Raw genomic sequence first — 23,704 nt, 5'->3', positions numbered from 1 at the left:
AGGAAGCCGCCCCATGCCGGTGCACATCGATATCCGCGACGGCGTCGCCGTCCTGACCCTGAACCGCCCGCCGGTCAACAGCTTCGACCTGGCGCTGCGCCGCGACCTGCGCGCCGCCCTGGCGATGGTCATGACCAAGCCGGAGGTCGAGGCCGTGGTGCTGACCGGCGGCACGCGCCACTTCTCGGCCGGGGCGGACATCGAGGAATTCGCCTCCGGCACGCGGGGTGGGGCCACGGCCGTGCCCACGCTGCCCGATGTGATCACCGATCTGGACCAGGCGGCCAAGCCGGTGGTGGCCGCCATCGCCGGCACCTGCCTGGGCGGCGGGCTGGAGGTGGCGCTGGGCTGCCACCACCGCGTGGTTGCCGCCAATGGCACCCTGGGCCTGCCGGAGGTGAAGCTGGGCATCCTGCCGGGCGCCGGGGGCACCCAGCGCCTGCCGCGCGCCATTGGGGTCAAGGCCGCCCTGGACATGATCCTGTCCGGCACGCCGGTGAACGGCGCCAAGGCGGCCAAGCTGGGCCTGGCTACCCTGTCGACCGGTGACCTGGTCGAGGACGCGGTGGCCGTGGCCAGGCAAGCGGCCCGCGACGGCGCCAAGCCGCGCCTGTCCTTGCTGCGGGCGGAACTGCCCGCCGACGCCGGTGCCGACTGGTTCCAGCGGCAGATCGATGGGCTGAAGCGACCGCTGCCGGCGCCGCTGGCCTGCATCGAGGCGGTGCGCGCGGCGGTGGAACTGCCCTTCAGCCAGGGCCTGCAGCGGGAATTCAACCTGTTCCGCGAGCTGGTGGTGACGCCGGAATCCAAAGCGCTGCAATACGCCTTCTTCGCCGAGCGCCGCGCCGCCCGCATCGATGGGCTTAGCCCCGACGTGCAGCCCCGGGCCATTGAGCGCGTGGCGGTCATCGGCGCCGGCACCATGGGGGCCGGTATCGCCACCGTGGCCGTCAACGCCGGGCTGGAGGTCATCCTGCTGGACCGGGATGAGACCGGGGTGCAGAAGGGTGTCGCCGGCATCACCAAGGGCTATGACGCTGCCGTGGCCAAGGGCCGCATGGATGGGGCCGAACGGGACCGCCGCCTGGGCCGCCTGCACACCGCCACCGACCTCGCCGCCTGTGCCGCTGTCGATTTGGTGATCGAGGCCGCGTTCGAGGATATGGGCGTGAAGCAGGATATCTTCCGCACCCTGGACAAGGTCTGCGGGCCGGACGCCATCCTGGCCAGCAACACCTCCACCCTGGATCTGGACGCCATCGCCGCCATCACCAGCCGTCCGCAAAGCGTGGTGGGCCTGCACTTCTTCAGCCCGGCGCCGGTGATGCGCCTGCTGGAGGTGGTGCGGGGGGCCGAGACCGCGCCCGAGGTGCTGGCCACGGCCATGGCGCTGTCGCGCAAGTTGGGCAAGGTCGGCGTCGTCGCCGGCGTCTGCAACGGCTTCATCGGCAACCGCATGGTCGAGGAATACCTGCGCCAGGCCTATTTCCTGGTGGATGAAGGCGTGCTGCCCTGGCAGGTGGACGGCGCGCTGGAGCGCTGGGGCATGGCCATGGGCCCCTTCGCCATGATGGACCTGGCGGGCAACGACATCGGCCGCGCCATCCGCGCCGGCCGCAAGGCGCTGGGCGATGAACGCCCCTATTCCACCTTCCCTGACAAGATTTGCGCGCTGGGCAGGTTCGGGCAGAAGACTGGCAAGGGCTATTACCAGTACGACCCGGCCACCCGGGCGCGGGAAACGGATCCGGAGGTCGATGCCCTGGCCCAAGCCCACGCCAAAGAGGTTGCCCAGGAATTCGGCCTCAGCCCCCGTGTCATCGGGGATGAGGAGATCGTGGCCCGCTGCCTGCTGGCGCTGGCCAACGAGGGGGCGGCCCTGCTGGGCGAGGGCATCGCCCAGCGCGCATCGGACATCGACGTCGTCTATCTCAACGGCTACGGCTTTCCCGCACACAAGGGCGGGCCCATGTTCCACGCCGACAGCCTGGGGCTGGAAAACGTGCTGCGCCTGATGGAGGGCTTCCTGGAGGGCTATCAGGGCCAGTTCTGGAAGCCAGCCCCCCTGTTGTGGGAAAAGGCCAGCGCCGGCGGTCGCCTGACCGCCTGAGCGGGAGTTAGGAGGGCGTGCCGGGAAGCCCGCCGTCGGCCGGCGTCCCGTCCTCGGCCTCTTCCTGGGCCAAGTGCCGGTCCAGGGTCTGCTTCAGGGCCAGCAGCATGGACCAGCCCAGCTGGCCCTGAGACAGGTTGTAGGCGCTCATTATCCCGGACAGGCTGCCCAATATCACAGTGCTTTCCATGGTGCCGGGCACCTCGCGTTGATCAGGTCGTGGACCGGTTCTCGCTGGGTGATACGGCGGGAAAAGGGCGACCCGTCGGCGCTTGCAGCCTGGCCGCTGCGACAGGCATGGCCTGAGCCTTCATGAATTATCTTTATATTTCAGATAATTAATGTGGCCTGTGGCGTATTGGCCAATAGGCCATGCATCTTCCGGGTGCGCCGTTTTGGCGCGGGGCGTGCCGTGGACACGCCGCCGCCGCGCCCCATTTCGGCTCCAATCCGCCGCGACCGTGGGCGGACGAAAGGACGGACGGGCCCGGTTGGGGGTAACCGCCGCCTGGAAGGAAGGAGCAAACCATCATGAAGCATATCAAAGTCTTGGGCGCCGCCCTGGTTCTGATGGCCGCGTCGGCCTGCGCCACCGCCCCCGGTCCGGCGCACGCGCAGCCGGCCCACCCCGCCTATCTGCACGCCCTGTCGGATCTGCGCATGGCCCGCGCCCTGCTGGATCGCCCGGCGGAATACAACGTGGTGCGTGACCAGTTCGCCGCCATCGGCCATGTGAACGGCGCCATCGGCGAAATCCGCCACGCCAGCTATGACGATGGCAAGGACCCCAACTGGAACCCGCCCATCGACGCCAACATCAACCACCGGGGCCGTCTCACCAAGGCGCTGGACCTGATCGCCACCGCCGAGCGCGACTTGCGGTCCGAGGAAGACAATCCCCATGCCGCGGGTTGGCGCAACGCCGCCTTCCATCATCTGGAAGAGGCGCGCCACGCCGTGGAGCATGCCATCAATGATAAGCGTATCGATGAGGATCGGTACTGATGATGCGGCGTGCGGGCGGCGGCTTCCGCCGCCCGCTTCGGCATGGGGCGGGTCCTAGAAGTTGAACCGGACGCCCGTGGTGGGAGAGATGTTGTCGGTATGCAGGTAACCCGACGCCAAACCGCCCGCGACCTCGGAGTACATGACGCCCAGATAGGCGTCGAAGCGGCGGGCGAAGCGGTAGTCGGCCACCAGGGAATAGGCGTTCAGCGTGCCGGAGCAGGTGGCGGCGCTGGCGTCGGCGCAACTCTTGGCGCCGAAGCTGTTCTGGCCATAGTGGTAGTAGCCCGCCGACAAATCCACCTTGGGCGTGACGGCGTAGCGGGCGCCGGCCCAGGTGACCTGGATGATCTTGTCGTGGACGAAGGCGCTATTGTTCACGAAGGCCAGGGTATAGCCGCCGATGTCGGTCGAGCCGGCGCGCAAGGGGACGGAAGGATTGGCGAAGTCGATGTGCTCGTAACCGGCATAAAGCTTCCACTGCGGGTCCAGGACATAGGACCCCATCAGCGCGTAGGACGTGTTGTCGGAAATGGTGGCCGCCAGTGAGTTGCTGGGGCTGTATCCCAGCGCGGTGGCTTGGGTCACCTGGGCCGCGGTCAGACTGCCCGCTGACACCATGTCCTGCTTTTGCGCATACGTGGCGTCCACGGACAGGCCGCTGACCTCGGCACCGGCGTTCAACTGCAGGGCGTTGCCGTGCATGCCGCCGTTATCCTCACCGAACTGGTACATGGCGCCCACGTGCAGCGGCCCGAACTTGTTCATGTACTTGACGGAATTGTCGAGACGGAAGTCCTCCGTGCTGCCGCCGCCACCGGTCAGGCCGGAGAAGCCGATGACGGAGAAGGCATAGGAGCTTTGCTGCGGGTCGTAGGTGATGATGTTGTCGGCCAGGATGGTGTTCTGGCGGCCGAAGGTGACGGTGCCCCAGTCCTTTGAACTGACGCCGGCATAGGCGGCGCGGTTGAACGCCTGGCCGGCGTGGCTGGAATCGCCGTTGGCCGCCTGTTTGGTCAGGGCGACGCCGTTGTTGGTCGCCATGGAATGCGGGCCATCGGCCAGCTGGCCAGACTGCGGGTTGAACCCCGTCTCCACCTTGAACAGGGCCGACCAGCCGTCGGCGAATTCCTCCGACCCGCGCAGGCCGACCTTGGACTGGCTGAGGCCGTTGCCCTGCAATGAGGCGATGCCCTTGTTGCCGTTCTTGCTGACCAGGAAGTCCAGCCCGGGCGGGTAATAGGGGCTGAGCGGCGCTCCGTGCGACTGGTAGGAGAAGCCCATGTCGACGGTGCCGTACAGGGTGATGCCGTAGAAGGTCAGGCTGCCGTCCTTGGGCAACTGAGGATGGGCGGCCGCGTCCGCCACCTTCTGCGCCGCTTGCGCCGCTGACTGGGCGGCCTGGGCCTGTTGCGCCGCCTGTGCCGCCGTCTGGGTGCTGGCGGCCGTCTGACCCGCCGTCTGGGTCTGCTGCGCCTCCAGCGTGTTCAGCCGGTCCTGCATCGCCTGCATGGCCTTGGCCTGGGCCGCCATCTGGGCCTGGGCCTCCTGCATCTGCTGGCGTAGCTTGCGCAGTTCATCGGCGTCGCTGGCGCGGGCCGTGGCCGGCGCCAAGGCCAGCAGGGCGCAAACGGCGGTCATGGCCCAGAGGCCCCTGGTCACGGGCGCCATGCGCCCGCGGAGCGCTTGGCATGCCGGTGCCAAGGCATGATTCATCGTCAAGGTCACGAGAGACCCTCCCACATTTGATGGTTTTTCTTGTTCGCGGCATGGAAATGCCGCATCCGACGGTCGATTTCGGGCCGACGGAATATATTTCCCAAAGACTGAAGCTTGAGAACTTGGCTACGTTTCTCTAGCGTCCGTCAGGTCGGCCTTTTTCAGTGCCGATCCCATCAGTATCGCTGATCATTTGATTAGAGGGCGTGATGGCTTTTTAAGAAATTAAATACGCTTTCATGAGTCTAAATTTATTTTTAATGCCCGCCGATGCGCCAAGATATGAGGGATTCCGCAGAGAATTATTGGTTAACAAATAGTTACCGGACTAATGCTCGTGGTCACCGTCACTTCAGCCTCCTTTTCTTATCTCTCCTGGATCTCCCCGCCGAGGAGCCCTCGATCAGCGTGACTGGTATGGGGGCTTCGCCCTTGGTGGCGCTTTCCCAGGGCCGCCAACCGTGACACGATGGGTTGACCTCTCAACCCCCGTTGGCCGCATTTGCGCCCGCATGCCATGACCGCCTCATCCGCCGACAGCCATCTCAGCTTCCGCCGGTATCGGTCGGCTGGGTTTTGCCATGCCCATGACCATGCCCAGATTGTGCTGCCTTGCCAGGGAACCCTGGAGATGGAGGTGGGCGGACGTGGGGGACGGGTGGATGCCGCCGTCGCCGCCTTCGTCCTGCCGGGGGAAGTGCATTGCCAGCGGGCCGAGGGCGACAACCGCTTCCTGATCGTGGACTGCGCCGGCGGTGAGGGGGCCGGTGCGCCGGACGAGCGCATGCTGGAACGGTTGGGCCGCCGTACTTTCCTGCCCATGACGCCGGCCGTGCGCCGCCTGCTGGATTTCATCACCCTGACCGCCGGCAATGCCGATGGCGGCGGCCGGCGCCTGGACGGCCTGGCCCGGCACTGGACGCCCCTGCTGTTGGATACGCTGATGGCGGAACCGGCCCGCCCGGCCTCCCGCCTGCATGCCCTGCTGGCCCGGCTGGAGGCGGCGCCGGAGCGGCCCTGGACGGTGGAAAGCATGGCCCGAACGGCGGGCCTCAGCGCCAGCCGGCTGCATGCCCTGTTCCGGGAGGAACTGGACCAGACGCCCCAGGCCTACGTCGCGTCGTTGCGCCTGGCCCGCGTCATGGACCAGCTGGCCGGCACTACCTTGTCCATCGCCCAGATCGCCTATCAGTCGGGCTATGCCGATCAGAGCGCGCTGACCCGCGCGCTGCGCCGCGCCGTGGGCCTGACCCCCGCCGCTTATCGCCGCCAGCATGGGCGGGCGTGATAGCCTCGGCCCAAACAATTGGAGGATCCGTCTATAGGTTTGGCCGCCCCGTCGCCATTTTCAGGGCGATAAAAGGGGAAGGGTCATGAAGACGGATAGGGCCGTATTGGCCGGGATCGGCTGCGGGGTGATGGCGGGGGCGTTCTGGGGCGTGGTGTTCCTGGGTCCCCGGGTGCTTCAAGACTTTTCCCCGCTGCAACTGGCGGCATCGCGCTATCTGCTGTACGGCCTGGTTTCGGGGGTGCTGATCCTGCCGCGCTGGCGGGTGCTCAAGGCCCAGGTGGGGCGTGGGGAATGGCTGGCGCTGCTGCGCCTAAGCCTGCTAGGCAACATCGTCTACTACATCTTCCTGGCCAGCGCCGTGCACTTGGCCGGCGTCGCCGCCACCTCCCTGGTCATCGGCCTGCTGCCTATGGCCGTCACCCTGGTGGGCAGCCGGGAGCAAGGGGCGGTTCCCCTGCGGATGTTGATCCTGCCCTTGCTCCTGGGGATGGTCGGCGTATCGCTCATCGGCGTCGACCTGATGGGGCGGCCGGGTGTCAGCGATGTTTCGATAACAGAACGATTTCTAGGCTTGGCATGTGCCAGCGGGGCGCTGGCGTCCTGGACCCTCTACGCCGTGCTGAACAGCCGCTGGCTGGCCCGCCTGCCCGCCGTGTCGGCGCATGACTGGTCGCTACTGACCGGTGTCGCCACCGGTGCCCTGGCCCTGCTGCTGGCTGTGCCCGCCTTCCTTTGGCACACCACACCCCATGCCGTTGGCGATTGGGCCCTGTTCTGGGGCGTCAGCGCGGGTGTGGCGATCGGCGCCAGCGTGGTCGGCAACGCCCTCTGGAACCGGGCCAGCCGTCTGCTGCCCCTGACCTTGGTGGGGCAGATGATCCTGTTCGAGACGCTGTTCGCCCTGCTGTACGGATTTCTTTGGGACGCGCGTTGGCCCACCCTGCTGGAAGGCCTGGCCATCTTGGCCCTGGTCGCCAGCGTTGGCCTATGCGTCGGCCGGCATCAACGCCGGCCGGAAGACGCCGCCCCCGAGGCCGTAGCCCCGGAGGCGGCGGCCCAGAAGGCGACGTAAGGCCTCACAACGCGCAGTCGAAGCTGTCGGCGCTGTTGAGGTCACCCGTGCCCTTGTAGCGCGCCACCTTGGGATAGGGGCACAGGGGCCGGGTGCGGCCGGGCCAGGGGGTGTCCGGCCCGGCGCTGGCCAGGATGCGATCCGGCGCCTGGCCTTGCTCCACCCAGCGCACCAGGGCGCTGAAGGCGTCGTAATGGGCGGTCGCCGGGCCGCCGGCGCAGTGGTTCATGCCCGGCACGGGGAAGACACGGACGAAGGCGGCGGCCTTGCCGCCCTCGCGGCCATCCACCTCGCGCCACCAGGCCAGGGTGTCGTTGATGGAGAACACGGGGTCGGAGGCGCCGTGCGGCACCATCAGCTTGGCGCCCCGCGCCTTGAGGCCGGACAGGTCGGGCGAGTGCGCCGACACGTCCTGCCAGGCGGAGCGGGGGAAGGCGGCGCTGGTCGCCGTCAGCTGAGCCGCCACCTGGTCGATGTCCAGGCCCATCTGCCAGCGCAGCAGCGCCTGCGGATCCGGCGGCAGGGGCGTGGGCGGTGTCGTGAAGACGGAGGCCAGCGAGGCGCCACCCAGGGCGACGTTCAGGCTGGGCACCTTGTCGGCCAGGCCCAGCTTCCAGATGCGCCAGCCGGGGGCGGCCACACCGGCATCCCAGGGCCAGTCAATGTAGATCGCCTGGCCGGCCTTGGTGCGCGGCCCCCCGTAGGACTGGGTGATGGCGGTGATCTGGTTGGCGCTGAGGCAGCCGTCCGCCTTGGCGCCGGCGCAGGTGCGGGACTTCAGCGCCGGCGCCACCTTGGCGGCGGTGCATTGGGCGAAGGTGCCGACAATACCGTCCTTGGCGCCATCGTCGGCGTCGCACGCCTCCAGCACCGCGTCGCGGACAAGGCCCAGGTCGGCGTCGCTGAAGGCGGCGGACAGCAGGGGGAAGGAAGGCTGGCCGTCCGGTCCCTTGGCCAGGGGGGCGAACGCCTGGGTATCCCACGCCTGGGCCAGGGCGGCGCGGGGCAGGGCGAAGCCGGGAGCGCTGGCCAGGATGCCGTCGAACTCCTCCGGATGTTGCTGGGCGAAGACCATGCCTTCCTCGCCGCCCTTGGAACAGCCGACGAAGTAGGAACGGTGGGGGCCGCTGCCGTAGAAGGCCGCCACCAGGGCCTTGGCCGCGTCGGCCACCGGTTTCAGCGAGGCGTTGCCGTAGTCGGCGCGCGCTTGCGGGTCGAAACCGAAGGCGGCGGTGCCGCCATGTGTCGGATCGCTGTTGCGCGCGTTGTCATGGCCGGAGTCCTGGCTGACCACGGCGTAGCCCTGAACCAGGGCCGGCGGTGTGTCCGATCCCGTGGGGCCAATGGCGTTGCCGACCTCGCCATTGGTGCCGCCGCCGCCCTGGAAGAAGAAGCCCTGGTTCCAGGCGGTGGGCAGGCGGACATGGAAGCGGATGGCGTAGGCCTGGCCGTCCACGCCGGTTCGCTCGTGCATCACGCCGTAGACTTCGCAATGTTCCGGCAGCTGCACCGGGGTCCCGGGGGCGCCCGGCATCATGGGTGGCAGGGTGATGGGGCCGGCGGCCTGCAGTGTGGACGAGACGATGCGGGTGCCGGCGTCCGGCCAATGGCCGGCCATGGTCTTTTCAAGCGCGAGGCATCGGCCCTTCAGGTCGGGCTCCGCCGCGTGGGCGCCAGCGGAAAGGGCCAGCAGGCTGGCGGTGGCGGCCAGGCCCAGGGCTGCGCGGGAATACAGGGGCATAGGTGTTCTCCGTCAGAACTCGACATGCAGGCGCAGGCCGTATTCACGCGGCGCGCCATAGAACTCGTTGTTGCCGGACTGGCCGGTGACATACTTCCGGTCGGTCAGGTTGGTGCCGTAGGCCTCCACCGTCCAGTCCCCGGACCGTAGCGTGACCAGGGCGGACAGCAGGGTGCGGGCGGCCAAGTAGTCGGTCACGCGGGAATAGAGGATGTCGGTATAGCTGGGCCCGACATAGGCGATGTTCAGGCGGGGTGTCAGGGTCATGCCGCCCGGCAGATCGATGGTGTAGTCGACGCCGGCATTGCCGGTCCATTTGGGCGAGAACAGGTTGGGCCCGCCGCCGCCCGTGCGCAGATAGCTGGTGTAGTCGAAACAGGTGGGCGGGTTGCTGGCCGTGCCGGCGGGGCATTGCGGCCCCAGGGTGCCGGAGGGGAGCTGGCGCAAATTGACCACGGTGACGGAACCCAGTTGGCTGTCGACATAGGCGAAGCCGGCATCCGCGCCAAAGCCGCCGTATTTGGCCTGCACCTGGCCCTCGATGCCTTTGATGGTCGCGTCCGACAGGTTGGTCACGCCGTTCTGGCCATTGGTCAGGTCGATGCGGCCGAACTGGAAGCCCTTGTAGTCGTTATAGAAGGCACCTAACTGCGTGCGCAGGTGGCCGTTCAGCAGGGTAGTCTTCCAGCCCACCTCATAATCCCATACCGTTTCCGGGGCGAATTGGGAGGTGGAGGAGTTGAAGCCGCCCGGTTTGTAGCCACGCGCGGCGAAGGCGTAAAACAGGGTGTCGGCGTCAGGTTTCCAGTTCAGCGCCACCTTGCCCGTGGGCATGCTGTCGTCGTGCCGGCCGGCTGTGTCGGCCACCTTCAGGCCATTGCCGGGGAAGCCCGGAATGCCCCGACCGATATAGACGCCGCCGTCGCCGGTGACATGAAACCAGCTTTCCCGCGCGCCCACCTGCAGTTCCAGGTCCGGTGTAATCTTGTAGCCGCCCTGGGCGAAGACGCCGGTGGTCAGCTTGTTGTTCTTGGTGCCGATATTGGTAGGGAAGCCCGCGTCTTCGTTCAGGATGTCGACATCGATCTTGTTGCGCTGGTAATAGCCGCCGACGATCCAGTTGAAGGCGCCGTCGGTGGGGGAGAGGATGTTGACCTCCTCCGTCCATTCCCGTTCGCGCACATATTGTTGTTCGGTCTGGGTCGCGGCGGTGGTGGCGTCGCTGTCGTACAGGTTGTTGATACGCTTGTTCTGGAAGCCGCTCAACGACCGCACGGTGATGCCATCCTCGAACTCATAGCGCAGTTCCAGGCTGTTGATGATGGCGCGTTCGGAATTCTGCGTGGGCGCGTTGTAGTCCAGGTTGCGGATGCCGGGCACGGCGTCATCGGCATACTGGGTGCCCTGAATGGGACGGTAGGCGTAACCGCCCGTGTTCTTGTTCGCCGCCTCCACCTTCAGCAGGGCCTGGAAGGCGCCGGGGTGCCACAGCACGCCCAGCCGCCCGTCCGTCTCGTTCAGGCCGCCGGGCTGGTTGTGATAGGGGCCGACGTCGTCATAATAGCTGTCGTGCTCGCGATGGTTGGCCGCCACGCGGATCGCCAGCGTGTCGGTGAGGGGGATGTTGATGGCGCCCTGCGTCGCCACGGTGGCGTAGTTGCCGTAGGCGACCTCGCCATAGCCCTCCACCCGATCCAGCTCGGGGCTTTTGCTGGTGATGAACATGGCGCCGCCGGTGGAGTTCGACCCCACCAGCGTGCCCTGGGGGCCGCGCAGCACCTCGACATTGGCGATGTCGTAGAAGCTGTTGGTGGTGACGATGGGCGGCTGGAACAGGCCGTCGATATAGGTGGCAACGCCGTTGGCCACCTGAGGCGATCCGCTGGCCAGGCCGATGCCGCGGATGTTGACCGACTGGGTCAGGCCAGCGTCCGTCACCGTCAGGGCGGGCGAGGCGAACTGGAGGTCCGACAGGCGTGTCACGGCCTTGTCGGCCAGCTTGTCGCCACTGATGGCCATGGCGGCGATGGCCACGTTCTGCAGGTTCTCGGTGCGCCGTTCGGCCGTCACCACGATTTCCTGCAGCGTGTCGCTTGCCGGTTGAGGGGCTGATTGCGCCAGGGCGGATGCAGACAGGCATAAAGCCATGGCCGTCGCCATCGCTGCGGAAGTAGCCTGTAAAGTAACCTTTACCATTTTGTGATGCCTCCCTCGGATTTTATTGGGCGGCCTCCGGATTGCCCGGGGGCGCCGACGTTTTGGTGTTTGGGTACAGGCGGTGCTTTAAAGCTGCGCGGTGCCGATACGGTGTCGGCCGCCATAACGTGGGGCGGGTCCTTCGACGATGCGGACGCGGTCTGGTGCTGGAGTCATGCTTGGTATCCTCCCCGCCGGCTTTCTACGAACCGTGCTTGGCCAACACTGTTATATTTCATAACTTGTGTCAATGGCCCCCGTGGGGGGGAGTATCTCGGGACTTGGCCTTGACCTCATGACGCTCGCCCGCCATACCCCAAGGAACGGATAAGAACGGTTGAAAATCGGGGTTGAAATAAAATGTCAAACGCAGCGGGCGGTACCCCGTCTTCGGCGCGCATCCTTGTCGCCAGCCTGGTGGGCACGGCGGTGGAGTTCTATGACTTCTACATCTACGCCACCGCCGCCTCGCTGGTCTTCGGGCCGCTGTTCTTCCCCGTTGCGTCGCCCTCCGCCCAATTGATGGCCGCCTATGGCAGTTTCGGCATCGCCTTCCTGGCGCGGCCGCTGGGCTCCATCGTCTTTGGCCACTTCGGCGACCGCATCGGGCGCAAGTCCACGCTGGTGGCCTCGTTGCTGTTGATGGGCGGATCGACGGTGCTGATCGGCCTGCTGCCCACCTATGACAGCATCGGCTGGCTCGCCCCCTTCCTGCTGTGCGTCCTGCGCTTCGGCCAGGGCTTCGGCCTGGGTGGGGAGTGGGGCGGGGCCGTCCTGCTGGCGGTGGAGAACGCGCCGCCCAGCCACCGCGCCCGGTACGGCATGTTCCCGCAGATCGGCGCGCCGGTGGGGTTCATCGCCGCCAATGGGCTGTTCCTGCTGCTGGGGGAGTTTCTGACGCCGATCCAGTTCCATGACTGGGGCTGGCGCCTGCCGTTCCTAGGCAGCGCCGTGCTGGTGCTGCTGGGCCTGTGGGTGCGTCTGAAGCTGACGGAGACGCCGGCCTTCGCCAAGGCCCTGGAGGAGGGGCCGCCGCCCGCCGTGCCGCTGGCCGAGGTGGCGCGCGACTTCCCCCGCCAGACCTTGGGCGGCACCTTCGCCGCCATCGCCTGCTTCGCCCTGTTCTACCTCGCCACCGCCTTCGCCCTGGGCTATGGCACCACCACCCTGGGCTACAGCCGTACGGCCTTCCTGGGGGTGCAGTTGGGCGCCATCCTGTTCCTGGCCGTGGGCATCATCGCGGCCGGCTGGTGGGCGGACCTGGCTTCGCCCCGGCGGGTATTGATGGCCGGCTGCGTCATGACGGCGCTGGTGGGCCTGGCCCTGGCCCCGATGATGGCCAGCGGCTCGCTGACCGTCGTCGGCCTGTTCCTGTGCCTGGCGCTGCTGGTCATGGGCTTCGTCTACGGTCCGCTGGGGGCCTGGCTGCCCAGCCTGTTCCCGGCGCGGGTGCGGTACACCGGCACGTCCATGACCTTCAACCTGGGCGGCATCCTGGGCGGCGGCATCGCGCCCGTGCTGGCGCAGTCCCTGGCCCAGTCGGGCGGGCTGCCCTATGTCGGCGCCTATTTGGCTGGTGCCGCCCTCATCAGCCTGGCGGCGTTGTATCCGCTGCGGGGCCGGGCGGCCGGCGTGGCGGTGGAGACGCCGGGCCCCTGAGGGGGCGGCGTCCCAAGGTGACCGGTGTCAACTGGCGCCCAGCAAGGCCGGGTTCAGGGAATAACCGCCCACGATGCTGGCCCGCTCCAAAACATGCCCCGTCATAGCCAGCAGGGTGGAGGTGCCGTTGATGGGCCCCACCACCGGCAGACGGGGAATGTCCAGGGCATGGATGGTGAAGATGTACCGATGGAAGATGCTGTCGTTCCACGGCGGGCAGGGACCATCGTAGCCGTAATAGTCGCCGGTCCGCGCCCTGTCCTCCAGGAACAGGATGGTGAAGTCGTTCAGGCCGTGGCGGGCGCCCGCCGGTTCCGGCGCCGAGGGGCCTTGCTTGCCGCGGTTGGTGATACCGGCGCTGTGCCGGCCCTCCTTCACCTCCCGCGTCCGGGCGGGCAGATCGATCAGGATCCAGTGATAGAAGGGCACGCGGGGCAGGTCGGGTGACAGGGTCCTGCCCTCCCGGTTGGCGTCGTTCCAGCGGTGCGGGGCGTCGGGACTGTGGACGGTCAGCACGAAGGACCGCGTCCCCGCCGGCGGGTCGCTCCACGCCACATGGGGATTGCGGTTGGGTCCCGGCCGGACACGGCCGATGCTGGAAGTGACGGCGTAGGCGCAGGCATCGGGCAGGCGGCCGCCATCACGGAAGCTGTTGCTGGTGATCTGCATGGGGTCCTTTCTCACCCCAGCAATATGCCCTGATTTTACGTGCAAAACTCAAGATGTTTTCAATCTTTTGGCCAATTAGGCCGAGCAGCGGAAGCACCCGCCACGGCCGAATACCCGCGCTTCACAAGCGCTGCGGCGGCGCCCAGCCCCGTGGGAAAAACTCTTTGGGACACAATGGTGGCGCGGTTTCGGGGCCGGTGTGCAGTGAAATGTTGTAAACGGCGTGCGAATCAAGGCCTCCCCCACGACTGACGGCAGGTGCCAGGGGCGGTGGCGGCGCGCCCTGCCTTTCCGGTTCTGGCAGTCATTGCACCAATGCGTTGTTTCCTGCCAAGATAAATGTCTCTTCCGCCAAGGTCCCAGCCATCGAACCAGAAGTCGGGGGTCCTCCCGTGCGTACCGTCGCCATCGCCATCTTTCCCGGTGTCCAGGCCCTGGACGTGGCGGGCCCGCTGGACGTCTTCGCGGAAGCCAACGGCTTCCTGCCACCGCAGGATCGCTACGCCCTGACCGTGCTGGGCACGGCGGCCGGCCCGGTGCGCGCCTCCAACGGCTTGTTGCTGGCGGCCCACCGGATCATCGATCCGGTGGCCGATCGTTTCGACACCCTGCTGGTGGCGGGCGGCCCGGATCTGCCCAGGGGGCCGGTGGACCCCGGGCTGGTGGACTGGCTGCGCGCGGCGGCGCCCCGTTGCCGGCGCTACGGCTCCATCTGCACCGGCGCCTTCGTGGTGGGGGCCGCCGGCCTGCTGGACGGCCGCGCCGCCACCACCCATTGGCAGAACGCGCCAGCGTTGGCGGAGCGCTTTCCCACTGCCCGGGTTGAGCTGGACCGCATCTACCTGCGGGACGGTCCGCTGGTGACCTCGGCCGGCGTTACCGCCGGCATCGACTTGTGCCTGGCCCTGGTGGCGGAGGATCATGGGGCCGCCATTTCGCTGGCGACGGCGAAGCGCCTGGTGGTCGTGGCGCAGCGCCAGGGCGGCCAGTCGCAGTTCAGCCCCTATCTCACGCTGCCGGCGGATGACGGTTCCCCCATCGCGCGCGTGCAGACCCATGTCATGCAGCATGTGGCGCGGGAGCATACGGTGGCCAGCATGGCCGAGGTGGCGGGCATGAGCGCGCGCAACTTCGCCCGCGTTTTCGTGCAGCAGGCCAAAGTGACGCCTGCCGAATTTGTGGAGCGGGCGCGCGTGGACGCCGCCCGTAACCTGCTGGAGGGCGGCGACCTTCCCCTGAAGACGGTCGCCTTCCATAGCGGATTCGGCAGCGCCAACCGCATGCGCCTGGTGTTCGTCAAGAACATGGGCATGACGCCCAGCCAGTACCGCGCCAGCTTCCAGCCCATCCCCCTGTAGGGACGTGGATCAGGCCGCCTCGGTTTGATAAGCCGGTTCCAGCGGGGCGTCGCGCCACTGCCGCCGCCAGGTGCTGGGGCTGAGGCCCACGACCCGGCGGAACAGCTTGGAAAAATGGGCCTGGTCGCACAGGCCGCAGGCAAGCGCGATCTGACACAGCGGTTCCTGGGTGGTCAGCATCAGGTGCTGCGCCTGCTGGATGCGGCGCTGCACCACATAGGTGTGCGGCGGCACGCCGAAGCTGCTCTTGAACGCGCGCGAGAAATAGCGGGTGCTGAGCCGCGTGACGGTGGCGCAGTCGTCCATGCGGATGGCGCCAGCCAGATTGGCGTCGATATGGCTGATCACCCGGCGTATCTGCCAGGGGGCCAGACCGCCGCGCAAGGGCTCGGTGGTCGCTGGTTGCGCCGGGACGGCGGGCGGGAAACCCTCGGCCTCTCGCTGGGGCCCATTCGTGCGGCTGGCGGCTGGGGCGGCCTCTCCCCGCAGGAAGGCGGCGGCACGCGCGATGCAGGCGCGCGCCGCGTCGCGGTCGCTGTCCAGGATGTCGCCGGCGTCGTCCAGCAGCTTCACCACCATCGCGGCGATCCACTGCGTGTCAGTGGCGGCCGGCGTTTCGATGTTCCCTTGGCCTGCGTCCATCATGGCTGCCCCCCGTCATGGGTGCCCCCGCACCCCGCGGAAGGCTGTCCTTACGATGGGGGGAAGTCTGCCGTCAGCCCGCCGTGATGGCGAATTAAGTGCTGTAATTTGTTGTAAGTTGCCGTCAACCGGCGCTCCACTAGTAACGAAATGGACATGGAGACGACGCGAATAGGCGAAAACTGCGGGATTTTTTAAAATCTGGCTGTCTCGATGGGGTATTGCCTCTAGGAGGATTGCCTGCCGCGACCTCATGCGCCAGCATCATTTCGTTCGCTGGCGGCGGGGCGGCCGGCATTCCTCTCGTCGCGTCTGAAGGAATACGGCCGTATGTTCCAACGGTTCCGCCTGGTGTTCCTGTTCCCCTGGGCATCTCTGCCCGTGACGGGATTTCTTGGCGAGTTTCATTGGCATTGAGGCGCCGTAAGCCGGGTTGCGGCAGATATCGCCATTTTGTCGGGGACCTGGCGATGGGTCCCCGGCGCAAAGGGGGTGGGATCGTGGGGGGCGTGGCATGACCGATACGACGGTTGGTTCAGGCTGCGAACGGCTGCTCACGTTCGGCCCTTTCCGTCTTTCGCCGGGTCGCAAGATCCTGTTGGACGGTGACGTGCCGCTGCGCCTTGGCAGCAGGGCCTTGGACATCCTGATCGTTCTGGCGGAACGCGCGGGCCAGGTGGTGGCCAAGGACGATCTGGTGGCCAATGTCTGGCCCGACACCTATGTCGATGACGCCAACCTGCGGGTCAACATCGCCGCCCTGCGCAAGGCCCTGGGCGAGGGCCGCGATGGCGCCCGCTACATCGCCAATGTTCCCGGACGGGGCTATTGCTTCGTGGCGCCGGTGACGCGCTTGGACGGGGTGCCGGAACCGGTCTTGGCGCCGCCGCCCGCGCCCGGCGGCAGCGGCGGGGACTTGGCGGGGCATAACCTGCCCGTCCGGCTGACCCGCGTCGTGGGGCGGGAAGCCCTTGTCCGCACCCTGTCTGAACAGCTGCCCGCCCGTCGCTTCGTCACCCTTGTCGGGCCGGGCGGCATCGGCAAGACGACGGTGGCGCTGGCCCTGGCCGAAGCGGTCGCGGCCGGCTATGCCGATGGCGCGCGCTTTGTGGATTTTGCGCCGGTGACGGATGCCACCCTGGGCGACGCCACGCTGGCGGCCAGCGTGCTGGCCGGGGCTCTGGGCATCTCGGTCGACCGCATCGCCGACCTGGGCACCATTTTGCAGGACAGGAACCTGCTGCTGATCCTGGATAATTGCGAGCATGTGGTGGGAACGGCGGCGGTGCTGGCCGAGACCGTGCTGCGGGGCGCCCCGGGCGTCCACATCCTGGCCACCAGCCGCGAGCCCCTGCGGGCGGAGGGGGAATGGGTGCAGCGCCTGGCCTCGCTGGAAACCCCGCCGGTGACGGCCTCCATTGATGCCGCCCAGGCCTTGGGCTATTCCGCCGTGGCCCTGTTCGTTGAGCGGGCCGCGGCCTGTGTCGACACCTTCACCTTCGCTGATGCCGACGTGCCGCTGGTGTCCGAGATCTGCCGTGGCCTGGACGGCATCCCGCTGGCCATCGAACTGGCGGCCGCCCGCCTGGACCTGTTCGGGTTGCGCGGCTTGGCCACCCGTTTGAATGACCGCTTCGCCCTGCTGGTGCGGGGCCGTCGCACTGCCTTGCCCCGGCACCAGACGCTGCGCGCCATGCTGGACTGGAGCTATGAACTGCTGCCTGTGGCGGAGCGGACGGTGCTGCATCGTCTGGCGGTTTTCGCCGGTGGCTTCACCATGGAATCCGCCGCGATCGTGGCATGCGACACGCTGCTCAGCCAGACCGACATTCTGGTGGCGTTGTCGAACCTCGTGGCCAAGTCGCTCTTGATCGCGGATGTTAGTGGTAACTATGTCCACTATAAGTTGCTGGAGATGACCCGGGCCTATGCCCTGGAAAAGCTGATGGAAAGCGGAGAGCTGCCTCGTCTGCTGCGTCGGCATGCCGAATGCCACCGCGATCTGCTGGTACGGGCGGAACAGGAATGGGATCACCGGCCCACGGCGGAATGGCTGGAGGTCTACGGCCGGCAGATCGACAATTTGCGCGCCGCCCTGATCTGGGCTTTCGGGCCGGAGGGGGACGCCAGCCTGGGCCTTTCCCTCACCGCCGCGGCCGTGCCGCTGTGGATGCAGCTGTCGCTGATGAATGAATGCCGCGAGGCGGTGCGCCGCGCACTGGACATTGTGCCGCCGTCGTCGCCGGCGGAGCTGGTGCCAGGCCCGGATGCGGAACGGATGCTGCGCCTGCTGGCGGCCCTGGGCCTGTCGCTGATCTATACCAAGGGGCCGGGGCCGGAAATCCGTGCGGTGCTGGGCCAGGCGCTAACCCTGGCGCGCCATCTGGACAACATCGACTATCAGCTGCGCGCCCTGTGGGGCCTGTACGTCGAGATCTTCAATGAGGGCCGCTACAGCCAGGCGCTGGAGATTTCCGAGCAGTTTCGCGCCGTGGCGGTACGGTCGGCCGACCCGGTGGATCTGATCGCGGCGGATCGCATACGGGGCTTCGCCCTGCATCTGATTGGTGATCATGCCGCCGGCCGGCGCCACATCGAGGATGGGCTGCGCCGCTATGTCCGACCCAATCATCGCGGTCACCTGGTGCGATACCAGTACGACCAGCGGGTTGCGGCGTGCGTGCCTCTCTCCTTCATCCTGTGGGTCCAGGGCTTTCCCGACCAGGCGGCGGCCATGGTGGCCACGGCGGTGGAGGAGGCGCAACTGCTGGACCATGCCCTGACGCTGGGGTACGTCCTGTCCACCGCTGCCTGCCAGGTGTCCCTGCTGGTGGGGGATTTGGCCGCGGCCGATCGTTATGTCGGGCTGCTGCAGGACCAGGCCACCCGTCATGGCCTGGGACCGTGGGCGGTGATGGGCCGCTATTTCAAGCATCGGCTGCAGGCACTGCGGGGTGAGCGCGCGGCCGGCCTGGCCGGGATGCGCGCCGCGATGGCGGACCTGGAGGCGATAAACTTCGCCCTGCGTTACATCGGCTATCTGGGCGAGTGGGCGGATGCCTTGGGCCAGGCCGGCCAGGCGCGCGAGGGGCTGCAGGTCATCGATCAGGCGCTGAGCCGGTCGGAGACGCGCGGCATCCACTGGGCCATGCCCGAACTGCTGCGCATCAAGGGTGAGCTGCTCTTGCGGGAGGACGGTTCCAGAGCGGTACGCTTGGGCGCCGCCCAGGCGGCGGAGGCCCATTTCCACGACGCGAGGGCCTGGGCGCGACAGCAGGAGGCCCTGTCGTGGGAGTTGCGCGCAACCCTCAGCCTGGCGCGGCTTTGGCGCAGCCAGGGCCGGTCCGCCGACGCCCACGCGCTGGTGCAGGGCGTCCATGGCCGCTTCACCGAGGGATTCCTGACCGCCGATTTGGTGGCCGCCCGCGACCTCATGGTGACCCTGGTGCAGGACATGGCCTGCCCGCTGGCATCCGGCTTGTTGAATGGCGCCCCCGGTCCCCTCCGGCCCCTGCCGGTGCGCGAGGGGCGGGATGGGGAGGTCATTCCCTTTCCGGGCGTGGCCTGCTAAGCGAGCGGCCTCTATAATCGGGTGTTGGGAACATCCGGGCCGCCAGGGCACTTTACTGGCGCCCGAGGACACGAAAGGGGCGTCAAGCCCCGTAGCCGCCATCTATGGTCAGGACCGAGCCTGTGACGAAGGAAGCGTCGGGGCTCGCCAGGAAAAGGATGCCGGCCGCCACCTCTTCGGGCCGGCCATAGCGCCCGAAGGCGTTCATCGCGGCCTGCACGGACGCGAAGGGTCCGTTGGCGGGATTAAGGTCGGTGTCGATGGACCCGGGCTGCACCACGTTCACGGTGATGCCCCGGGGGGCCAAATCACGGGCGGCACCCTTGCAATAGCCGGCCACGGCCGCCTTGGCGGCGGTATAATCGGCCAGGCTGGGAAAGCCCACGCGGGCCGCCACGCAAGCGCCCACCGCGATGATCCGTCCGTTGTCCGCCAACACCCGCGACGCCGCCCGGATGGCGGTGACCACCCCGGCCAAATTCACGGCGTACTGCCGGGTCAGCGCCTCGATGTCGCAGTCGGGATCGTCCACGTCACCGGTGGCGAACATGCCGGCGTTGTTCACCAGGATGTCCAGACGGCCGAACTGGGCCACCACACTGCGGACTAGTCCTTCGACCTCGCGTGGGTTGGCCTGGTCCACCTTGAACGCCGCCGCGCGGGCACCGCCCGCCCGTATGTCCCGCACCACGGTGTCGGCCAGGGTGGATGAGGCTAGGTAGCTGATCGCCACGTCCGCCCCCGCGCCGGCCAAGGCTTTCGCGGTCGCGGCCCCGATGCCGCGCGAGCCGCCGGTGACCAGGGCCACCTTGCCCGCCAATTTCTTCGTCATGCCTGCCATTTCCGGGATTGAGGGAGTGTCGCGGAAGGTGCGCGAGCCGGGCCTTCCGGAATGTTCCTGTTTTCAGGATTGGGCCGTGCAGGCGGGATGACGGGGCGAAACCGGTCCAGCAGGGTATTTTCCCATGGTGGAAATCGGTATCCATGAACGCTGGGGCTCCCATCAGTCAGGTCCCCGCCCGGGGGCCGTTTTACGGCGCAGGGTGCCGCTGTTCCGCCGCCGCCGATTGTACGATTCACCCTCTAATTTGAAACTGCGTGCGGCATCATGTCCGGCGGCGGCTGGTTTTTTCAGCCCGCCTGGCGCTAAGGTTCCCGCCGGACGTCCAGAGACTACTGGGGGATGCATGCGTGTCGCGATGATCGGTTTGGGGGATATCGCCCGCAAGGCCTACCTGCCGGTCCTGGCCGCGCGCGGTGACGTAACCCTGTCGCTGATGTCCCGCAATGCGGCCAAGGTGCATGCCATCGCCGCCGACTGGCGCGTGGCCCACGCCCACAGCGATCTGGGCGCCCTGCTGCGCGATGGACTGGACGCCGCCTTCGTTCATGCCGCGACGGCGGCGCATGAGGAACTGGTGACCCGGCTGTTGACAGCGGGCATCCCCACCTATGTCGACAAGCCGCTGGCCGATACCGCCGCCGCCGCCGAGCGGCTGGTGGAATTGGCGGAGGCGCGCGGCGTCAGTCTCATGGTCGGGTTCAACCGCCGCCACGCTCCAGCCTATGCCGCCCTGGCGGCGGCCCCTAGGGACCTGGTGCTGATGCAGAAGCATCGCGTGGATTTGGCCGACGCGCCGCGCACGGTGGTGTTCGATGACTTCATCCATGTCGTGGACACGCTGCGCTTCCTCATGCCGGCGCCGGTGCGTGACCTGCGGGTGGACGCCCGCGTGCGGGACGGCCTGCTGCATCATGTGGTGCTGACCCTTGCAGGGGGCGACGGCGCCACGGCCTGCACCGCCATCGGCACCATGAACCGCGTGGCCGGTGTGAATGAGGAGGTGCTGGAGGTGTCGGGCATGGGGCGTGACGGCCAGGCCCTGCGCCATCGCGTCGTCGACATGGCCGACATCCACATCGCCGAGGCCGGCACCCACACCAGCACCCGGCGGGGCGACTGGACGCCCGTGTCGGACCAGCGCGGCATCCGCCAGACGGTGGACCATTTCCTGGGCGCTCTGCGCGCCGGCCGCGTCTTGAGCGCCCGCGACGCGCTGGAAACCCACCGCCTGTGTGAGACGGTGGTCCAGCAGGTTCAGGCCGCCGGCTGAGGCTTCACCGTCAGGCGCAGGAAGCTGGCGACGCTGGCGGCCCCGGCGGCGAAGGCGCCCAGCCACAGGGCCAGCGTGGCGCCATAGGTCAGGTCATGATTAGCCAGCAGGCCGAAGCAGGCGGCCGTCAGGGCGGCGCCGGTCGATTGGCCCAGTAGGCGGGCGGTGGCGACGATGCCGCTGGCCCCGCCGCTGCGGTGCAGGGGGGCGCTGCTCATGATGGCCTTCAGGTTGGGCGACTGGAAAAAGCCGAAGCCGGCGCCGCAGACGCCCAGGCGCCAGGCGATGTCCAGGCTGGACGGATGGGACGGCATCAGCGCCACCAGCGCCATGCCCAGGCACAGCATGGCCAGGCCGAGGCCGCCCAGGATGCCGGCGGGATAGCGGTCGGACAGCTTGCCGGCGATGGGGGCCATCACCGCCACCACCACCGACCAGGGCGTGATCAGCAGCCCCGTTTCCACCGCCGTCCGGCCCATGACCGATTGGAACAGGAAGGGCAGGGCGACGAAGGCCAGCCCTTGCGCGATGAAGGTGCAGACGGATGTCAGGGCCGACAGGGCGAAGGTCCGGTTGCGGAACAGGTCGATGGCCAGCATAGGGGCGGGGTGACCCCGCTGCCGGCGCAGCAGCAGGAAGCCGCACAGGGCGGCCCCCGCCAGCTCCACCGCCACCTGCGGCCAGGACGCCGCATGCGCCGCCTCGCCCATCCCCAACACCAGCAGGGCGAACAGGCCGGCGGTCAGCAACGCCGCCACGCCATCGAAGCGGTGGCCCAGGGGCGGGATGGCGGGCAGGGTGACGGTGGCCAAGCCCAAGGCCAGCAGGCAGAACGGCACGTTCACCAGGAACAGCCAGTGCCAGGTCGCCACCGACAGGATGGTTGAGGTGACGGTGGGCCCAATGGCGAAGGAAATGGCGACGGCCAGGGCGTTGCGGCCGAACCCCCGGCCCATGATGCGGGCGGGATAGATGTGGCGGATCAGCGCGATGTTGACGCTCATGATGGCGGCGGCGCCCAGGCCCTGCACCACACGCGCCACTTCCAGCAGGGGCAGGGTGGGGGACAACCCGCAGGCCAGCGACGACAGGGCGAACAGGGCAAGGCCCGCCAGGTAGACGCGCTTTTGCCCCAGAAGGTCGCCCAGCGAGGCCAGCGGCAGCACGGCGGCGGCCACCGCCAGTTGATAGGCGTTCACCACCCAAACGGAATCGGCGGCCGTGGCGTGGAAATCGCCGGCGATGGTGGGCAGGGCGGTGTTGGCGATGGCCGTGTCCAGCGTGGCCATGCCCACCGCCGTCAGGATGGCGGCCATGGCCCAGAACCGGGGACGGTCGGGCAGGCCGTCGGTCTGCGTCGGCTTGGGGGCATCCATCACGTCTGCGGTCATCGGCCTATCCCAGGCTTCCGGTCATCGATCCGCTTCCGGGATAGTCGAAGTCGGCCCTGTCCAGGCGCGCCGAAAGCGCTGGCGTGCCATGCCGCCGCCCCGGCCAAGCCAGGGCGGCGGGCTGGGATGATCAGACCTCGTAGGGGGATTCGGCGCCGATCAGCATGACCTCCACGGCGGCCACGGCGGCCACGGCGTGTCCCACCAGGCGGGGCTGGATCTGGGTGGGGAAGACTTCGGGGCCGATGATGCCCACGCCGATGGGCTTCATGAATTCCAGCTGCATGTTGACCAGGGCGTCGCTGACCGACTGGCCCATGACGCGGCCGTGCGCCGTCTCGCCATGCTCGATGATGCCCAGCACCACCACGGCATCGACGTCGTCGCGCTGCAGCAGGCGCTTGGTGGCCAGCGGCTTTTCATAGGACCCCGGCACGCGCACCACGGCGCGCAGCGTCATGCCGCGCTCCTTGATGGCCCCGGCGGCGGCGGCCAGCATCGTCTCGCATTCATTCTTGTGGAAGGAGCCGACGACGATGGCGACTCCGCTTTTCTTGGGCACGGGATACTACTCCTGAAGAGGGGCGCGGACGCTGTCAGGCATCCGCCCAATGGGAAAGCTGCCCACTATGGCGAAAAGAAGGGGCGGCGGAAAGGCGTCGCCGCCGCCATCTCAGCCTTCCGAAGGCCGACGGAACACCACCACCCGGGTGGTCATCAGCTGCACCACCTCGCCCCGCTGGTTCCGCGTTTCGGTCCGCAGGGTGATCATCCCCCGGTCGGGCCGGGAGCGGGAGGGCTTCACCTCCAAAATCTCGCAATGTGCCTGCAGGATGTCGCCGGGCCGGGTGGGCGCCGGCCAGGTGATGTCCGCCCCCGCGCCGATGACGCCACCGGCGATGGGCAGGCCATCGACCATCAGCCGCATGGTGACGGCGGCCGTGTGCCAGCCACTGGCCGCCAGTCCGCCGAAGAAGCTGCGGCCGGCCGCCTCCTCATCCAGATGGAAGGGCTGGGGGTCGAACTGCGCCGCGAAGGCCTTGATCCCGGGGGCATCCAGCGTGTGTGTGCCGGTCACGTGGCGCTGACCGGGTTGAAGGTCGTCCAGGTACAGCTTGGGGGCGGTGAAGGGGGTGGTCGCCGTTTCCGACATGGGTGGTTTGCTC

General features: G+C 67.9%; 18 protein-coding genes. 8 read left to right on the top strand and 10 right to left on the bottom strand.

Annotated features, from left to right (window positions below; genetic code table 11):
- Positions 1 to 13 precede the first annotated feature (13 nt).
- Positions 14 to 2,110, top strand: coding sequence for a 3-hydroxyacyl-CoA dehydrogenase NAD-binding domain-containing protein (locus FBZ88_RS01585; protein WP_145615091.1), 2,097 nt, complete (start codon positions 14 to 16; stop codon positions 2,108 to 2,110).
- 7 nt (positions 2,111 to 2,117) lie between these two features.
- Here FBZ88_RS01585 and FBZ88_RS01580 read toward each other — a convergent pair whose 3' ends face one another.
- On the bottom strand, positions 2,118 to 2,300 hold the full coding sequence (locus FBZ88_RS01580; protein ID WP_145615090.1) for a hypothetical protein: 183 nt from the start codon (positions 2,298 to 2,300) through the stop codon (positions 2,118 to 2,120).
- A gap of 341 nt (positions 2,301 to 2,641) precedes the next feature.
- On the opposite strand from FBZ88_RS01580, the gene FBZ88_RS01575 reads away from it, so the two are divergent.
- Complete coding sequence (locus FBZ88_RS01575) at positions 2,642 to 3,115, top strand: hypothetical protein (RefSeq protein WP_145615089.1); 474 nt, start codon at positions 2,642 to 2,644, stop codon at positions 3,113 to 3,115.
- 54 nt (positions 3,116 to 3,169) lie between these two features.
- On the opposite strand, the gene FBZ88_RS01570 is transcribed toward FBZ88_RS01575, so the two are convergent.
- On the bottom strand, positions 3,170 to 4,756 hold the full coding sequence (locus tag FBZ88_RS01570) for a porin (protein ID WP_246138448.1): 1,587 nt from the start codon (positions 4,754 to 4,756) through the stop codon (positions 3,170 to 3,172).
- Between the two features lie 595 nt (positions 4,757 to 5,351).
- Between FBZ88_RS01570 and FBZ88_RS01565 the strand changes: the two genes are divergently transcribed.
- Positions 5,352 to 6,122: an AraC family transcriptional regulator gene (locus tag FBZ88_RS01565; protein ID WP_145615087.1), complete on the top strand. Its 771-nt coding sequence runs from the start codon at positions 5,352 to 5,354 to the stop codon at positions 6,120 to 6,122.
- Positions 6,123 to 6,207: 85 nt separating this feature from the next.
- On the top strand, positions 6,208 to 7,197 hold the full coding sequence (locus FBZ88_RS01560) for a DMT family transporter (protein ID WP_145615086.1): 990 nt from the start codon (positions 6,208 to 6,210) through the stop codon (positions 7,195 to 7,197).
- Between the two features lie 4 nt (positions 7,198 to 7,201).
- Here the strand turns inward: FBZ88_RS01560 and FBZ88_RS01555 are convergent, their stop codons facing one another.
- Entirely contained in the window at positions 7,202 to 8,938 is a 1,737-nt protein-coding gene (locus FBZ88_RS01555; RefSeq protein WP_145615085.1) for a tannase/feruloyl esterase family alpha/beta hydrolase, read from the bottom strand.
- 12 nt (positions 8,939 to 8,950) lie between these two features.
- Positions 8,951 to 11,086: a TonB-dependent receptor gene (locus FBZ88_RS01550; protein WP_186464142.1), complete on the bottom strand. Its 2,136-nt coding sequence runs from the start codon at positions 11,084 to 11,086 to the stop codon at positions 8,951 to 8,953.
- Positions 11,087 to 11,494: 408 nt separating this feature from the next.
- On the opposite strand from FBZ88_RS01550, the gene FBZ88_RS01545 reads away from it, so the two are divergent.
- Positions 11,495 to 12,793 (top strand): MFS transporter, encoded by a 1,299-nt coding sequence (locus tag FBZ88_RS01545; protein WP_145615083.1) that lies wholly within the window; start codon positions 11,495 to 11,497, stop codon positions 12,791 to 12,793.
- A 27-nt stretch (positions 12,794 to 12,820) separates the two neighbouring features.
- On the opposite strand, the gene FBZ88_RS01540 is transcribed toward FBZ88_RS01545, so the two are convergent.
- Positions 12,821 to 13,462, bottom strand: coding sequence for a YbhB/YbcL family Raf kinase inhibitor-like protein (locus FBZ88_RS01540; RefSeq protein ID WP_145615082.1), 642 nt, complete (start codon positions 13,460 to 13,462; stop codon positions 12,821 to 12,823).
- Between the two features lie 392 nt (positions 13,463 to 13,854).
- On the opposite strand from FBZ88_RS01540, the gene FBZ88_RS01535 reads away from it, so the two are divergent.
- Positions 13,855 to 14,820, top strand: coding sequence for a GlxA family transcriptional regulator (locus tag FBZ88_RS01535; protein WP_145615081.1), 966 nt, complete (start codon positions 13,855 to 13,857; stop codon positions 14,818 to 14,820).
- Between the two features lie 9 nt (positions 14,821 to 14,829).
- On the opposite strand, the gene FBZ88_RS01530 is transcribed toward FBZ88_RS01535, so the two are convergent.
- Positions 14,830 to 15,465, bottom strand: coding sequence for a helix-turn-helix domain-containing protein (locus FBZ88_RS01530; RefSeq protein WP_145615080.1), 636 nt, complete (start codon positions 15,463 to 15,465; stop codon positions 14,830 to 14,832).
- A 511-nt stretch (positions 15,466 to 15,976) separates the two neighbouring features.
- Here FBZ88_RS01530 and FBZ88_RS01525 point away from each other — a divergent pair.
- Complete coding sequence (locus FBZ88_RS01525) at positions 15,977 to 19,033, top strand: ATP-binding protein (RefSeq protein ID WP_145615079.1); 3,057 nt, start codon at positions 15,977 to 15,979, stop codon at positions 19,031 to 19,033.
- Positions 19,034 to 19,115: 82 nt separating this feature from the next.
- On the opposite strand, the gene FBZ88_RS01520 is transcribed toward FBZ88_RS01525, so the two are convergent.
- The gene (locus FBZ88_RS01520; RefSeq protein WP_145615078.1) at positions 19,116 to 19,865 is read right to left on the bottom strand and encodes an SDR family NAD(P)-dependent oxidoreductase; all 750 of its coding nucleotides are present in this window, start codon (positions 19,863 to 19,865) and stop codon (positions 19,116 to 19,118) included.
- A gap of 355 nt (positions 19,866 to 20,220) precedes the next feature.
- Between FBZ88_RS01520 and FBZ88_RS01515 the strand changes: the two genes are divergently transcribed.
- Positions 20,221 to 21,147: a Gfo/Idh/MocA family protein gene (locus FBZ88_RS01515; RefSeq protein WP_145615077.1), complete on the top strand. Its 927-nt coding sequence runs from the start codon at positions 20,221 to 20,223 to the stop codon at positions 21,145 to 21,147.
- Here FBZ88_RS01515 and FBZ88_RS01510 read toward each other — a convergent pair.
- From FBZ88_RS01510 to FBZ88_RS01500, 3 genes are all read right to left on the bottom strand, one after another.
- Complete coding sequence (locus FBZ88_RS01510) at positions 21,132 to 22,538, bottom strand: MFS transporter (protein WP_186464141.1); 1,407 nt, start codon at positions 22,536 to 22,538, stop codon at positions 21,132 to 21,134. The two genes, FBZ88_RS01515 and FBZ88_RS01510, sit on opposite strands and share 16 nt — an antisense overlap.
- A gap of 130 nt (positions 22,539 to 22,668) precedes the next feature.
- A complete protein-coding gene (locus tag FBZ88_RS01505; RefSeq protein WP_244909551.1) occupies positions 22,669 to 23,100 on the bottom strand; it encodes a 6,7-dimethyl-8-ribityllumazine synthase in 432 nt (143 codons plus the stop codon).
- A 111-nt stretch (positions 23,101 to 23,211) separates the two neighbouring features.
- Positions 23,212 to 23,691 (bottom strand): MaoC family dehydratase, encoded by a 480-nt coding sequence (locus FBZ88_RS01500; protein ID WP_145615076.1) that lies wholly within the window; start codon positions 23,689 to 23,691, stop codon positions 23,212 to 23,214.
- Positions 23,692 to 23,704: the final 13 nt, after the last annotated feature.

The organism is Nitrospirillum bahiense, from assembly GCF_007828025.1.
GTDB classification, from domain to species: Bacteria; Pseudomonadota; Alphaproteobacteria; order Azospirillales; family Azospirillaceae; genus Nitrospirillum; species Nitrospirillum amazonense.
This window is presented reverse-complemented; position numbering and strand designations above follow the sequence as displayed.